At 33.4% G+C, this 14544-nt stretch carries 16 protein-coding genes and 1 tRNA gene; 9 read left to right on the top strand and 8 right to left on the bottom strand.

Translation table 11 applies throughout. The features are described 5' to 3' along the window. Nucleotides 1–75, top strand: a tRNA-Arg gene (locus D1867_RS01265). 132 nt (nucleotides 76–207) lie between these two features. On the opposite strand, the gene D1867_RS01260 is transcribed toward D1867_RS01265, so the two are convergent. Beyond that, on the bottom strand, nucleotides 208–411 hold the full coding sequence (locus D1867_RS01260) for a DUF1059 domain-containing protein (RefSeq protein ID WP_373468255.1): 204 nt from the start codon (nucleotides 409–411) through the stop codon (nucleotides 208–210). An 81-nt stretch (nucleotides 412–492) separates the two neighbouring features. Between D1867_RS01260 and D1867_RS01255 the strand changes: the two genes are divergently transcribed. From D1867_RS01255 to D1867_RS01245, 3 genes are all read left to right on the top strand, one after another. Then, entirely contained in the window at nucleotides 493–849 is a 357-nt protein-coding gene (locus tag D1867_RS01255; protein WP_155862467.1) for a DUF1059 domain-containing protein, read from the top strand. A 93-nt stretch (nucleotides 850–942) separates the two neighbouring features. After that, on the top strand, nucleotides 943–3465 hold the full coding sequence (locus D1867_RS01250) for an adenosylcobalamin-dependent ribonucleoside-diphosphate reductase (protein WP_420809273.1): 2523 nt from the start codon (nucleotides 943–945) through the stop codon (nucleotides 3463–3465). 48 nt (nucleotides 3466–3513) lie between these two features. Then, nucleotides 3514–3888 (top strand): transcriptional regulator, encoded by a 375-nt coding sequence (locus tag D1867_RS01245; protein WP_155862465.1) that lies wholly within the window; start codon nucleotides 3514–3516, stop codon nucleotides 3886–3888. Here the strand turns inward: D1867_RS01245 and D1867_RS01240 are convergent. From D1867_RS01240 to D1867_RS01225, 4 genes are read right to left on the bottom strand one after another with little or no spacing between them, the layout of a single operon-like run. Continuing rightward, on the bottom strand, nucleotides 3878–4948 hold the full coding sequence (locus tag D1867_RS01240) for a hypothetical protein (protein WP_155862464.1): 1071 nt from the start codon (nucleotides 4946–4948) through the stop codon (nucleotides 3878–3880). The genes D1867_RS01245 and D1867_RS01240 overlap by 11 nt on opposite strands. Next, on the bottom strand, nucleotides 4941–6848 hold the full coding sequence (gene gatE, locus D1867_RS01235; protein WP_155862463.1) for a Glu-tRNA(Gln) amidotransferase subunit GatE: 1908 nt from the start codon (nucleotides 6846–6848) through the stop codon (nucleotides 4941–4943). The genes D1867_RS01240 and gatE overlap by 8 nt, the downstream gene beginning before the upstream one ends. Further along, nucleotides 6841–8160: a Glu-tRNA(Gln) amidotransferase subunit GatD gene (gene gatD, locus D1867_RS01230; protein ID WP_155862462.1), complete on the bottom strand. Its 1320-nt coding sequence runs from the start codon at nucleotides 8158–8160 to the stop codon at nucleotides 6841–6843. Before gatD ends, gatE begins: the two co-directional genes overlap by 8 nt. Nucleotides 8161–8191: 31 nt before the next feature. After that, nucleotides 8192–8347, bottom strand: a complete 156-nt coding sequence (locus tag D1867_RS01225; RefSeq protein WP_152941053.1) for a 30S ribosomal protein S30e — start codon at nucleotides 8345–8347, stop codon at nucleotides 8192–8194. Nucleotides 8348–8406: 59 nt separating this feature from the next. Between D1867_RS01225 and D1867_RS01220 the strand changes: the two genes are divergently transcribed. The 5 genes from D1867_RS01220 to D1867_RS01200 are packed head-to-tail and all read left to right on the top strand — an operon-like array spanning nucleotide 8407 to nucleotide 12789. Next, nucleotides 8407–9639, top strand: coding sequence for a C/D box methylation guide ribonucleoprotein complex aNOP56 subunit (locus D1867_RS01220; protein ID WP_338078074.1), 1233 nt, complete (start codon nucleotides 8407–8409; stop codon nucleotides 9637–9639). Nucleotides 9640–9643: 4 nt separating this feature from the next. Further along, the gene (locus D1867_RS01215) at nucleotides 9644–10345 is read left to right on the top strand and encodes a fibrillarin-like rRNA/tRNA 2'-O-methyltransferase (RefSeq protein WP_155862460.1); all 702 of its coding nucleotides are present in this window, start codon (nucleotides 9644–9646) and stop codon (nucleotides 10343–10345) included. Next, a complete protein-coding gene (locus tag D1867_RS01210; protein ID WP_155862459.1) occupies nucleotides 10346–10771 on the top strand; it encodes a DUF61 family protein in 426 nt (141 codons plus the stop codon). A gap of 1 nt (nucleotide 10772) precedes the next feature. Then, nucleotides 10773–11669, top strand: a complete 897-nt coding sequence (locus D1867_RS01205; protein WP_155862458.1) for a helix-turn-helix domain-containing protein — start codon at nucleotides 10773–10775, stop codon at nucleotides 11667–11669. Then, entirely contained in the window at nucleotides 11650–12789 is a 1140-nt protein-coding gene (locus D1867_RS01200; RefSeq protein WP_155862457.1) for a tRNA (guanine(26)-N(2))-dimethyltransferase, read from the top strand. Before D1867_RS01205 ends, D1867_RS01200 begins: the two co-directional genes overlap by 20 nt. On the opposite strand, the gene D1867_RS01195 is transcribed toward D1867_RS01200, so the two are convergent. From D1867_RS01195 to D1867_RS01185, 3 genes are all read right to left on the bottom strand, one after another. Continuing rightward, nucleotides 12772–13146, bottom strand: a complete 375-nt coding sequence (locus D1867_RS01195; RefSeq protein WP_155862456.1) for a winged helix-turn-helix domain-containing protein — start codon at nucleotides 13144–13146, stop codon at nucleotides 12772–12774. The genes D1867_RS01200 and D1867_RS01195 overlap by 18 nt on opposite strands. A 68-nt stretch (nucleotides 13147–13214) precedes the next feature. Further along, nucleotides 13215–14093, bottom strand: a complete 879-nt coding sequence (locus D1867_RS01190; protein ID WP_155862455.1) for a transcription initiation factor IIB — start codon at nucleotides 14091–14093, stop codon at nucleotides 13215–13217. Next, a complete protein-coding gene (locus D1867_RS01185) occupies nucleotides 14090–14362 on the bottom strand; it encodes an H/ACA ribonucleoprotein complex subunit GAR1 (protein ID WP_155862454.1) in 273 nt (90 codons plus the stop codon). The genes D1867_RS01190 and D1867_RS01185 overlap by 4 nt, the downstream gene beginning before the upstream one ends. Nucleotides 14363–14544 lie beyond the last annotated feature (182 nt).

The following is a 14544-nucleotide window of genomic DNA, read 5'->3' as shown; positions in this document are numbered from 1 at the left end:
GGACCCGTAGCTCAGCCAGGACGGAGTGCTGGCCTGCGGAGCCAGTGGTCCCGGGTTCAAATCCCGGCGGGTCCGTAACAATTTCACAAATTGAAAATTTTCTCTATTGATTTAGTAAGAATAAGGGTAATTAAATGGAAAAATTTAGGAGTATCTAATCTTATATATAAAGAAAAAATCACATATCTTTACAATGAAATAATACTTTCACATTTTCTTTATATTTTGTTTTATCTTATTTATTAGATCTTCTGGTATTTGTGGAATTCCGTGAGCTGATTTAGCGTGAACTCTAAGGATTTCTAATAATTCTTCTTCGCTCGACGAGCCTTTTACTTCAAATCCACAGTTCATTCCTATCGATTTGCATTCGAAGTAATACTTTTTCTTTGAAAATAGCTTCATAAGAATATAGGCATATTACTTGTATTAACGTATATGTTAGAAATCTTCTAACTAATCCTTTTGTATTATTTTCCCTTATAATGCATTATGAAATACACATTTAGTTGTGCGGATATAGGGATGAACTGTGGATTTGAAATAATAAATGCAGGAAGTGAAGAGGAGCTATTAGAAATGTTAAAAACTCATGCAAAGATGGAGCATGGAATAACATCAATTCCGCCAGAATTAATAGATAAGATAAAGAAAGCTATTAGGAAGTCTGGTAAATATTCATTTAGTTGTGAGGACATTGGAATGAATTGCGGATTTGAGATAATAGGAGCTTCAAGTGAAGACGAGTTACTTCAACAATTAAGCATTCATGCAAGAATGAGCCATAAGATGAACAATATTCCTCAAGATACAATAAATGCTATAAAACAGAAAATAAAAGTAAGCTAAAACTAATACATTTTTTAGTCTTTTTCTTCTGTTTTCGTGGTTATACCTTTGCTTATTACGGTTATCTAATTAAATGTTAGAAAATAATATAATATGATAGCAATGCAAACTAGTACTGTAAGTTTATTATCGCTCAATAAGATTAAAGTGATAAAGAGAGACGGAAGGAAAGAGGAATTTAAGCTAGAGAAAATCTTGGTAAAAATAGGTTTTGTTCCTTCTGAAGTTATAGACGGCATAGCTAGCGATATAATTCAGAATTCTAAGGATAACACAATTGATACAAGAACAATAGCAGATATTGTAGAGAGGAATTTGATAGAAAATTCTTTGGAACATCCAGAATTAATGGATTTGGCAAAGAAATATGTTTTAGCAAGGATTTATAACCACGTTTATGGAAAGGGCAAATGGAAAGATTTTGACCCAAAGGATCTTTTACTTACTTATAATGCACTTAAAGTTCTTGAAGCAAGATATTTACTAAAAGATCCTAATACCTTACGCTATATAGAAACCCCTCAAATGATGTTCAGGAGAGTTGCAAAGTACTTAGCTAGTGTAGAGCTCAAGTATGGCAAATCAGAGAGTGAAGTAAAAGCACTAGAGGAGAAATTCTACGAGATCATGAGTAATCTTAGATTCTTACCTAATACTCCAACTTTAATGAACAGCGGAACTAGACTGGGAATTTTGTCAGCGTGCTTTGTAATTCCAGTCAGAGATTCAATGACTACGCCAGAGGGCGACGGTATTTATGATGCTCTAAGAGCTATGGCCTTAGTTCACCAGCAAGGAGGCGGTACAGGTTTTGATTTCTCGGAGCTTAGACCTAAAGGAGATGTTGTTGCCTCGACAGCAGGTGTTGCTTCTGGTCCAGTATCATTTATGAAAATCTTTGACGTTTCAACTGACGTAGTAAAGCAAGGAGGAAAAAGAAGAGGAGCTAACATGGGTGTAATGCATGTATGGCATGCTGAAATTGAGGATTTCATTAATTCTAAATCTGGTAAGCTTAAGGACGTTCAATTGCAGAATTTTAACATTTCTGTAGGAGTTTATGATTATTTTATGGAAAAAGTTGAGAGAGGCGAAGAAGTCCCATTAATTACTCCTAGGAAGACTAGAATTCCTGGGACAGATCACGATTATTATATAAATAAAGCAAGAAATTATATGAGCGAAGAGTGGGTTCAAGAAGAGATATTAAATGAGTTGGAAGAAAAAGGTGGAGCAGTTTGGCTTGATGAGAGTAAGATAATTACTGTGGATGAAGCTCTAGCTATAGCAGAAAAAGAAGGTGCTATAATAAGGTGGATAAACGCTAGGTCACTTTTTGAAGAGATAGTAAAAAGTGCTTGGGATAGCGGAGATCCCGGCTTACTATTTATAGATGAGATAAATAGAAGGCATCCAGTTTGGTACCTAGGAAAAATTAATGCTACCAATCCTTGTGGCGAAGAACCCTTATTACCTTGGGAATCGTGTAATTTAGGTTCTATTAATTTAGAGAAGTTTGTTAAGGAGACGGAAAACGGTAAATATATAGATTGGGATGGATTGGCTGAAACAATAAAATACGCCGTTAGACTTCTAGATAACGTGATCGATGCTAATAAGTATCCGCTTAAGCAGATAGAGCAAGCTACCAAGAACACTAGAAAAGTGGGTTTAGGAGTTATGGGCTTAGCTAGGATGTTGATAAGGCTTGGTATACCTTATGATAGCGTAGATGCAATATACTTATCATATCAAGTGGCCAAGTTCATATATTATCATGCGTTTAAGACTTCAATAGAGTTAGCTAAAGAAAAAGGCTCTTTCCCTGCATATGACCCGTTAAGATATCACGATATATGGGAATCCGCTAGGCCATTCGAATACTTACTTGAGGTTACTAAGGTTGAAGGTAAACCTTCTGAGTATGTTCGTAAGCTAACTGCAATTGTTGATAAACTTGACTTTTCTGAGCTTAAGGCAGAAAGAATTAAGTATGGCTTAAGAAATTCTACTGTAGTTTCTGTAGCACCTACTGGTACCATATCAATAATTGCTGGAACTTCATCATCTATAGAGCCTTTATTTGCATTAGCATTCATTAGGAATGTTGCGGTGGGCAAATTTATGGAGATTGATCCTTTATTCTTGGAGTATTTGAGGAAGTATGAATTAGATAATCCAGAAGTTGTAAAGAAGGTTGCTGAAACTGGAACTGTTGGGGAAAACATGTTTATGCCAGCAACAATTAGGAAACTGTTTAGGACTGCTCACGAAGTTCCTCCAGAATTTCATTTATTACATCAAGCAGCGTGGCAACAATGGAACGATTCTGGTACTTCTAAAACTATAAACTTAAGGTCTGAGGAGCCTCCAGAAACTGTAGAGAGAGTATATCTGATGGCGTGGAAATTAGGAGTTAAAGGTATAACAGTTTATAGAGATAAGAGCAAATCACAACAAGTAATATACTTCGGAATAAAGAAGGAAAGGGAAGAGAAGGAGAAAAGAGAACAGGAAAAGAAGCAACAAATAATTCCATCGTCATTTAGAATGGAGAAGAAATTTGTCGAAGTAGATGAGAATTATGCAGGCGGATGTAAGACTTGTGAACTATAATGCAAAATATTTTTATATTTCTTTATCCTATTTTCAATTGATAAACTTATGTCTATTACTCCTCCATGTGAAATTTCAGTAAAGGAAATATTGCCTGCAGTGAGATCTATAATTGCTACAAAGCTCGTAAAGGAGAAAGGTCTTCCATTGTACGAAGCAGCAAAGAAAATGGGGATAACACCAGCTGCAGTGGCAAATTATATGAATAAAAAAAGAGGCAATAGCGTTAGAGAGCTTATAGAACATGACAAGAAAATGATGGAAATGATATCTGACTTTGTTGAGAAAGTATATCTTGGGACTAATGAAGATCTATCAAACTATTATTGTATGTTATGCTCTGAAGGCAAAAAAGTTCTTAAGCGTAGCGGTATAGATGTTCCTTTGTGTGCTTATGAATCATCCCTTATGCTTAAGCAATAATTTTTCTTTTTAAATAAGGTTCTATCAGTCTTCTTATTTTTATTCTAACGTTTTTTATTCCCCATCTTCTTATTGGAATTCTTACTCTATCGAATTCTGTAATTAACTCTTCTCCATCAGCTTTAACACTCTCTATTCTCCCAGAGAAAATTAATGTTGAAATTATGTCGTCGTCGGAGAAATTCTCTAAAATCAATGACAACTCTCCATTTTTATAATCAAAATACAGAGGAATTACTGATGATGGCTCTATTTTATAAATACTTACGTTATATTTAGGTTTACAATCTAATCTAATTATGTCGTTTTTTAGATCCCACGAAATTCTTGCAGGCTTAATTTCGTTCCATCTTCTTGATTTGATAATATATACTGGTCTCTCACTTTCTATTTCTATCTTTCCTAGATTAAATTTCATATTGAATGGATCGGAAGAAATTATAGATAATGCAGAATCTGATTGTAGCGATACAAAGCTTGATGCACTTATAGGATATCTGCTTTCTTCAATGTAGAAAGGATTTAAAAAGTAGAATTTGGGATTATAAAAGTTACTTTCTATTTTATATCCTGCAAGCTCGTATCCTTGGGTGCGTATATTGAGGTTTCCAGTTATTTCTCCTGGGCGAAAATAATACCATCTTTCCTCTATTAATGCTTTCCTTTCCCAAGGAGATGGATTAAAATATCCGTCTCCTTCATCACAAGGTATTAGATCTTTAACTAAATTTATAAGAGCTTTCTCATCTATTTTAGTAAAGCTCCAAGGTATTGCATTTATTTCTAATGGAGTTAGTACTATAAATGGTTCTTTTATGTTATCTTCTCCTTCAGCTAATATTTCACTTCCGTCTACTCCTATTATTTTTGCCTTATATTTCCATAGAACTTTCTTAACATTAGACAACTTAAGAAGTTGAGGCAATTGAGCTATATTTAGATCTTCATCACTTAATTTAACTGTATCAATATTAATAAACGGAATGGAAAAATTTATCATTATTGGTCCGACAAATGCCTTTTCGTCATCTCTCGGGTTCGGGGGTAATTCTTCATCCATTAATCTTTTCTAATTCTCTCCTAATTAAATCTGCTACTCTTTTTCCGTCAGCCCTTCCTCTAACCTTAGACATTACTTTACCCATTAATATGTTAAACGCCTTATCCCTCTTTTTGGTTATTTCCTCCTTAGATGTTTCTATAGTTTCCTTAACAATCTTCTCCAACTCTTCCTCGCTTAAAGAAGAGAAGCTACTAATAATTTTATCAATATTCACATTCTCTCCTTCTTTTTTCTCTTTGCTATACTTTAAAAGTATCTCTGGTATGGAATCTTTTGATATTTTACCAGAATTTAAGGCATCAAATACGCTATCTAGAACGTAATCCGTAATTGCCTCTGGGTCTCCTCCTTGAGACTTTAATGATTTTATCGTATTCTCTAAGGTAGTTGCTATAACAACAGGCGACACTTTAGGATACTTCTTAACGAAGTAATCGAATGAATCTAATCTAGGGCTATTTAGAACTTGTTTAGCTAACTCTTCACTTAAACCAAGGCTAATTAAGCTCTTTAATTTCTCTTCGGGAGTAGGTGGAATAATTTCTTTTGCTTTTTTAATTAGGTCTTCAGTTATTCTTATTGGAGGAATATCAGTCTCTGGATACATTCTTGCTGCTCCAGGCTGTGGTCTTAAGAACCTTGTCGTGCCATCTTCATTAGCTCCTCTAGTTTCCTTAGGTACTCCTTCTAAGGCATATAATATTCTATCTTTGATTACTTGAACTGCTAGATCCAATTTAGATTTTTCTCCTACAATTAATATAAAACCGTCATCATCTTTTACGTTTAATTCATCTTTTACCTTGTTTACCTCTTCTTGAGAAATTCCATAGTTAGGTAATTCGTCAATGTGGAATATTCCTCCTAATCCTGCAAGTACTTTCACATAATCAGAAACTTCTGTACCAAATCTCCTATTTGGCATCAGTTCTATGCCAAATATTCCTTTGAAATGCGGAACTTTTATTCCGTAAACTTTACCTCCTTTCTTTAACTCTCTTAGGATTACATTACTTTTGGTTTCCTTAAATAATTCTGTTAGATCTTTAACTACGTACCCTGAGGATATATTTTCTTTTGTAGCACCACGTTTTATTAACTCGTCTTTTATTTCTAAAAGTTTTAATTGTCTCATTGCCTCGTACTCTATTAGCTTAGGTATCAAATCGAGCTCCTGAACGCCTTTTATTTCAGTTTTTACTCCACCAGTTATTGATACATTTAAGTCTTGCCTTATAGTTCCTAGCCCTCTCTTTACTCTCCCAGTTAATCTTAGCATTTGTCCTATTTTTAGTGCTACTCTCTTTGCTTGTTCTGGACTATGAATATCTGGTCCAGTTGAAATTTCTATTAATGGAATTCCTAGCCTATCTAGATTATAAATAACGGAATCCTTAGTATCTTCAATTTTCCTAGCAGCGTCTTCCTCTATTGCAATAGTTTGAATACTAACTTTTCCATCCTCATCTTCTATATATCCGCCAAGCCCTACTATTGATGTTCTTTGAAAACCAGAAGTATTTGATCCATCTATCACTACTTTTCTCATGACGTATACTTCGTCAACTGGTGTTCCGTGAAACGCTAGAGTCATTGCTAGTCCTATTAATAATGCTTCCTCGCTCATTCTATGAGGAGGTTCTTCATCACATTCTACTAAACATGTAGCTTGTTGAGGTATTCTATATACATATTTCTTGTTTTTCTCCCACTCAAATAATGCTGCTACGTCTATTTCTCCTGTTTCGCTAAATACTGGTCTTAAATATCTTTCTAATGTATTTTTATATTCTTCACTAAGTATAGTCGGGCAATTGCAAAATAGCTTTGTAGACGTATCTAATTGTTGGTGAATTTCTAATCCTACTTTTAGTCCGAGCTTATTATAATCAATCATAATTCCACCTTGGGAAGAAATCTAAACTGTGCCTTGGGTTTATTTCTCCTACTAAATTTGTAAGCATTAATTTCTTAACTTTTTCTTGGTCAGACTCATGCGCAAGAACCCACATCAGTTTGACTATTGCAACCTCTGGTAGCATATCTTCTAATGGAACTACCCCAGCTTCTTGCAATAGCCTTCCTGTAGTATAAACATTCATATTAACTCTTCCGAACAAACACTGTGAAGTCATACCAACAAATACTCCGTCCTTTGTCATTTTCTTTATATAATCCACAAAAGATGTAGCTACATGACCTAATCCAGTACCTTCTAAGATCACTCCTCTGATTTTCTTATCCATTAAATATTCTAAAATGTCAGGGGTTAAACCTGGATAGTACTTTAAAAGAAATACGTGAGTATCAAATTTTGCGTCTTCTTCAACTTCATCTCTTTTGGGAATATAATCCGATCTTAGAATTTCTACTTTATTTTCTTTCCACCCTACTTTAGCTAAAGGTTTATCATTTATTGATTGGAAAGCATCTCTTCTACTAGTATGCATTTTTCTAACCTTAACTCCTCTGTGAGCTAAAGTGTATGTATCTGAGCTTTCTCCATGCATATTTATTACTACTTCACCAAATGGAGCCTTCTTAGCTAGAAGCACAGAAGAGTACAAGTTTATTGCTGCATCACTACTAGGTCTGTCACTACTTCTTTGTGAACCAACTAATACCACCGGTCCAGGCAATTTTAATGAAAAAGCCAGTGCTGATGCAGTATAAGCCATCGTATCTGTTCCGTGAGCAATAACTACTCCTTCATTACCTTCTTTAAACGCTCTCTTTACTGCTTCTGCAATTTTAATCCAATGCTCTGGTGTCATATTTTCACTAAGTATTGCAAAGAGTATTTCAGCAGAAATTTTTGCTATATTATTTATTTCTGGCATGAATTTTATAATATCCTCCGTAGATAATGCAGGTCTTACAGCACCAGTTTCATACTCTATTTTACTTACTATGGTGCCTCCGGTACTTATTATTTTTATTTCACTTTTAGTACTTTTACTAACTTCCTGAGTTTCCTTTTGGCTCTCAGATTTTTTCTTTATAAGCTTTATTTTTGCTGAAATTATTGAAACTCCAATATTATATCCATTATCTAATTTTATGACTATTATATCATCATATGGAGAATAAGAAGGCATTAGAATTCCTTTATAAGTATTGCCATTCTTTTCTATTTCTATCAAATCTCCTATATCTGCATTAATTTGTAATAAGCTCTGAAGAGCGGACCCTCTATAACCTTCAAGCATAGGAAAAAATAATTATATAATGTAAAAAAGCTTATGTAGCTTTCTCCTTAGAAGCTTTTAATATTCTCTTTTCAAACTCCTTCTTATTCCTGACTCTGGGTACTTCTTTGCTCTTGGGTTTTGGCTGAATTTTTGGAGTCTGATTTCTAACCTTTCCTGCCTTCGTTAACGAACCGTGGGATGGCATATCAACTTAATATAACATAAATAAGAATTTAAACTTACAGTTGAAAAAGCAATGGGACTATAATGAAGTTATACTTAGTTGAGCATGCTATAGGTACATTTGCCTTCGATGAAGATGGAAAATTAGTTGATTATGTACTTAATCCAAAGGACATTGGAAAATTAGTTGAAATTCTCCTAAATCATGAAAAAGGAGAACCTTTTCCTTCAACTTTAGAGCTAATATCAAAACTTAAGCCAGAAGAAGTGGTTGTAGAAAATGAAGCGGAAATTCCAAAGCTTAAAGTGAAGGCTTCAGCTACTTTAAACCATAAAGCAGCCAAAATGTTTAGATCTTCACTAGTGAAATTCGCCTTAGATTCAAAATTTGCATCTTCTGAAGGCGAGTTATATAGTTTCCTTTATCAACTTTCCTTTGAATATACAAGGAGGAAACTAAGGACTGCCGCGCAAAAAAGAGACTTATTGGCAATACAAGCAGTTAGAGCAATGGATGATATTGATAAATCAATAAATCTTTTCTCAGAAAGGTTAAGAGAGTGGTACAGCTTACATTTCCCAGAATTAGACAAATTAGTAGAAGACCATGAGACTTACGCCAAAATTGTTTCTACTTTCGGTTATAGAGATAATATAACTTTAGAAGGATTAAAGAGTATTAATATTGACGAGAAACAAGCTAAGAAAATATTAGATGCAGCAAGTAAAAGTATAGGTGCAGATATCTCAGAGGATGATATAAATTCAATAAAACAACTTTCTAATGCTATATTATCATTATATAACATTCGTAATAGTTTATCGGATTATGTAGAGTCAGTAATGAAAGAAGTTGCTCCAAATATTACTGCACTAGTCGGTGCAAATCTAGGAGCAAGGCTATTAAGTTTAGCAGGTAGCCTAGAGGAGTTTGCAAAAATGCCTGCTAGTACTATCCAAGTTTTAGGTGCAGAAAAAGCTTTATTTAGAGCTCTAAGGTCTGGAGGCAGGCCACCAAAGCACGGTGTTATATTCCAGTTTCCAGCAATTCATAGTTCTCCTAGATGGCAAAGAGGTAAGATTGCTAGGGCTTTAGCAGCAAAATTAGCCATAGCTGCTAGAGTAGATAACTATAGCGGGAGATTTATAGGGGATCAATTAGTAGAACAGTTAAATAAGAGAATAGAGGAAATAAAAACTAAGTATGCACAACCTCCTCCAAGAAAACCACAGCCACAAGCTCCGAAGCAGAAGAACTTTAAGAAAGGAGGAGGTGGCGGGAAGAAAAATAAAGGAAAGAAAGGTAAGAGGTGATTAAATGTCAGAAAGTATTAAATCCGTAAAAGAAACAAAAATGGAGAATGTATTTGAATGCGAGTATGAAGACGGAACTACAAGATTATGTACTAAAAATTTAGCTCCAGGATATTCGGTTTACGGAGAGAGACTAATTAAATATAACGGAATAGAATATAGAGAATGGAATGCTTTCAGAAGTAAGCTAGCCGGAGCCATATTAAAAGGATTAAAAGAAAATCCTGTTAAAAAAGGAGTAAAAGTGCTTTATTTAGGAGCAGCATCTGGAACTACACCTAGTCATGTTTCAGATATAGTAGAGAAAGAAGGAAAAGTTTATGGAGTAGAATTTTCTCCTAGAGTTGTAAGAGAGCTTATCTTAGTTGCTCAAAGAAGGCCTAATTTATTTCCAATATTAGCTGATGCTAGATTTCCTCAAAGTTATATGCCATTAATAGAGAACGTAGACGTACTTTATGTTGATATTGCACAACCAGATCAAACTGATATAGCTATTTATAACGCTAAAATATTCTTAAAAGAAGGCGGAAGTTTACTTCTGGCAATAAAGGCTAGAAGCATTGACGTAACAAAGAATCCAGAAGAGATATTTAAAGAAGAAGCTTCTAAACTTGAGAGGAGTAATTTTGACGTGAAGCAAGTAATAAACCTAGATCCTTACGATAAGGATCACGCAATGGTCTTAGCGAGGTTTAAAGGGTAAATGCTTGATAAAATTCTAGAGTTAGGTTTAAAGGAAATCTTTGGTAGTTCTCCCGCAGAAAAAGTTACTTTAAAGGATGCGCTCCAAGGCAAAAATAAGATTAGGCTAAATAACGGTTTTTATCACGAATTAAATTTAGCTGAAGTGAAGGATTTTTCTTCTAAAGTTCCTCTTTATCTATGGTCATTAGTTTATCTTCCTATTATAATTTTAAAACTACCTGAACCAGGTCAGTTTTCTTTAGAAGGCTCAGAGTGGGATAAAAAAGCAGTCAGTTTGATTCTTAATAAAGAAGAAGGAGATAAAATTATATTAAATACCGTAGATGTAGAGGATTTATTAAGGCGATATAAAACATTAATCTTTATAACTCTTAGTAGTAATATATTGTTTTCAGCAAATAGTGAACTTGGCGAAGGTATCTAAAATGACGATTAGGGTAAATGATGTAATAAGGATATTAGAAGATGAAGGCTTAAATTATACTATTATAAATTATCCAGAGAAAAATAAAAAATCTATAGATATAATAGTTGAGTTTAAGAGAGGTTCTCAGGAAAAGAAGAAATTAGTAGTCAAAACTTCATCCGATAAGATAGGAAAAGATGAAATAACAGATTTAAAGAATTTCTCTTATCTAACGCAAAGTATTCCTTTAATAATAACTGATGAAACTGAAGAGGACATAGCTATTGAGAAAGATAAAGTTATTGGTTTGTCACTATTTGGGTTTGAGAGATTACTCAAAGGTGATAAAATATTTGTCTATAGAACTAGGGGAGGAATGTTTGTAAGGATAAGACCAGAAGTATTAAGGCAAAAAATGAGGGAAATGAATTATAGCATGGGAGACGTAGCCAAAATGCTAGGAGTTTCGAGAAAAACTATTTATGACTATGAAAATGGAGATTCCGATGTGTCCATAGAAATTGCAGAGAAGCTCATAGATATTTTTGGTCCAGAAATAATAGGTGACGTTTGTGAAACATACCAAGCAGACGATAAGGTTAGTGTTGATAAAGATCACAAAGTCATAAATATACTAGAATCTAAAGGATTTAAGGTAGCTACGCTTAAATTTACTGCTGTTGATATAATAGCTTCAAATAATTCAAAGAAGTTAATAATAACTATTGAATCAAGAAATCCAGATAATTCTATAAAAAAGATTCAAGAGGCAAGTAAAATAGCCGAAGAATTTAATCTAAATATGATAGTCATCTCTAAGTCCAGCAGTAGAGCTAAAGAATTAGAAAAAGATGGTTTCAAAGTGTATTTAGATCAGAATTTAGATGAGTTAAAATATGAGATTGGTGGAGATTAAAGAAGGTAAAGCAAGGATATTTATTCCGGATCCTAAGGAATACGAGAAAAATGGAAAATTTGACCCTTCTTGGGCCCCTGTATTTTATAATCCTAGGATGACGTTCAATAGAGACATAAGTGTTATAGCGGTGTCTGTAATTTCGCCTAAATCAATAATAGATGCATTAGCAGCATCTGGTATAAGAGGTATAAGATATTACTTAGAATCTAATTCTCCTATAGAAGAAATTATATTTAATGACAAAAGTAAGGTAGCTGTAGATCTAATACGTAAGAATGTAGAAGTAAATGGAGTAAAAGTTGCAAAAATAACTAATAGGGATGCTAATTCATTGTTATACGAAGTTATTACAGATTATGTGGATATAGATCCGTTTGGCTCTCCTTCACCTTTTATCTTATCCTCTGTTAATGCGGTAAAGAATGGTGGGCATGTAGCGTATACTGCTACGGATTTGGCCCCATTAGAGGGAAGTGCAAAAAAGTCTTGTAAAAGAAAATATGATGTCAATAATTCAAAGTTAAGCTTTTCTAAAGAAGTTGGCATAAGAGTTTTACTATCTAAAATAGTAAGGGAGGCAGCAATATTAGAAAAAGCTGTAGAGCCAATATTTGCTTTTTATAATGATTACTACTATAGACTAATAATAAGAGTAACTAGGGGTGCAAAAAAGGCTGATGAAAGTATAGAAAAATTAGGATATTTTTATGAGTGCGAAAAATGCGGCTTTTCTGGGTCTTCAAAAGACCCAATAGAAAAATGCCCCAGATGTGGTAATAAAGTTAAAATTTCTGGTCCTGTATGGCTAGGTAAGATAAATGATGACAGTTTTGTTCATAAAATGATGGATTATTTACAAAACTTTTCCTACATTAAAAACTTTGAAGCAATTTCTATATTACTGCATAAAATTTTGCAAGAAAATAAATATCCTCCAGGTTACTATAACTTAGAATTTATAGCTTCAAAATATAAAATAAATGTTCCAGCAAGAGAAAAGATAATAGAATGTCTAGGAGAAGCATCGCAGACTCATTTTAGCTCTAAAGGCATAAAGACTAGCAAAAGCTTTGATGAAATCTTAGAATGCATGAAGACCTTAGCCAACAAGGTATAATATCCATTCTGAAAGCTTACTGCAAGATCCAGGATTAACATGAGCTCCATTATTACATTTATAAAGAAGCTTGCACGAGAAGCATGGTATTTCTCTTACAGAATCTAAATTTATATAAATATCATTATTAATAGATGAGGACTTAGTCGCAAAGAGTTTTACGACGCTTTTCCCGTTCTCTTTAACTGTTCTTTTAACAATAACTTTCTTTTCAATAAGTCTTTTAACAATCATACTTAATTCTCTTGTAGATAATCCTACAGATTTAGCTAATTCTTGTTGTGAAATACCTTCATCGCCTTTTTCTAATATTTTTTCTTGTATTAAATTCTCATAACTTGATATATTTGATTCCATCAAGAATCACCTATAGCCAAATATATAATATATAGCTTAGAGTTTAATTACTTTGCTATTAGATTTGTTTATAAACTTACTTCAATATCGAAATTTTTAATAATTTCTTTATATCTGTTTCTTATTGTTACTTCTGTGATATTTAATGAATCAGCTATTTCCTTCTGAGTTTTTTTCACGTCCATAAGAGTGCTTATTAAATATACCGCAGCGGCGCTTAATGCTAGATAACCTTTCCCACTAGTTAGGCCATTCCTATACATAATGTTAACCATCTCTGCAGATTTAGTTGCTACGAGTTGGGGCAAGCCTAATTTTTCTACAATTTTTGGAATATATTCAACCGGCTTAATTTTCGGCTTAAAGTTTTGTAGTTGTTTTGATACCTTATGTACTCTTTCTAAAGCTTTCCATAACTCGCTGGAGGAAAGGGAATATCTGGTTTTGATCTCTTGCAAATATTTAGGTATATTATTTACTTGGCATGAATAATATAGTACTGCGGCAATTAACGCATACGAATCTATTCTCTTTGCTAAACCATTCTCAACTAATTTTCTTAATATAAATGCCGCAGTTTCTTTTACATGTTCCGGCAAATCTAATTTTGATGCTTCGCTGTTAAGCATTGAAAGGTATGTGACTAATTTTTTATCCTTAGATGAAACTCTAATTCTATTTTGCAATTTTTGCATTTTCATTAGCTTTATTCTATCTTTTACCTTATCATATCCTATTCTAGTTGAAAGCCCTTGATCGTGAACTTTCAAAGTCAATGGAGATCCAATTCTTTCTCTTTCAAGCCTGTCTTGATAATTATATGCTCTCCATTCTGGTCCTTGATCTATTACTTCGTCTTCTAGTACTGCTCCACAGTTAGCACAAATATATTGACCTCTTTCGGGATCATATCTTATATCTTCTGAGGAACAAACTGGGCATTTCATTTTCTTCTCACCTTCTCTACCAATTCTATGTAAACTTCCTTAGGAGGGTTATAATGAGGAAATGGTTCTATTAGCGCATAAGGAGAGTTAACGTTTCCTATTATATCTAAAACTTTACCTACTCTTTGCTTATTTTCATCAAGAACTACAAAGCCTATTGGATCATTTTTTATAAAATTTATGTTCTTATTTTCAATTTTAATAAGCCACTTATTTTTCAAAGTGTACTTATAAAAATGTCCAAGCTCAATAATTCTTACTTTTCTCATAAACAAAAGTTATGCAAACCCTACGTTTATATTATACTATAATAATACCAACGTAATTTTTACGTTGGTAATACAAGATTGGGATTAAGAATTATGTGCAAGCTATATTTAAAAGCCAAGTTGATGTTAAGAAGAAAGGATATATTTAACATAATCTATTGCAGAATAATTAGGAGAAAAAT

This window comes from Acidianus infernus (genome assembly GCF_009729545.1).
Classification (GTDB): Archaea; Thermoproteota; Thermoprotei_A; order Sulfolobales; family Sulfolobaceae; genus Acidianus; species Acidianus infernus.
This window is presented reverse-complemented; position numbering and strand designations above follow the sequence as displayed.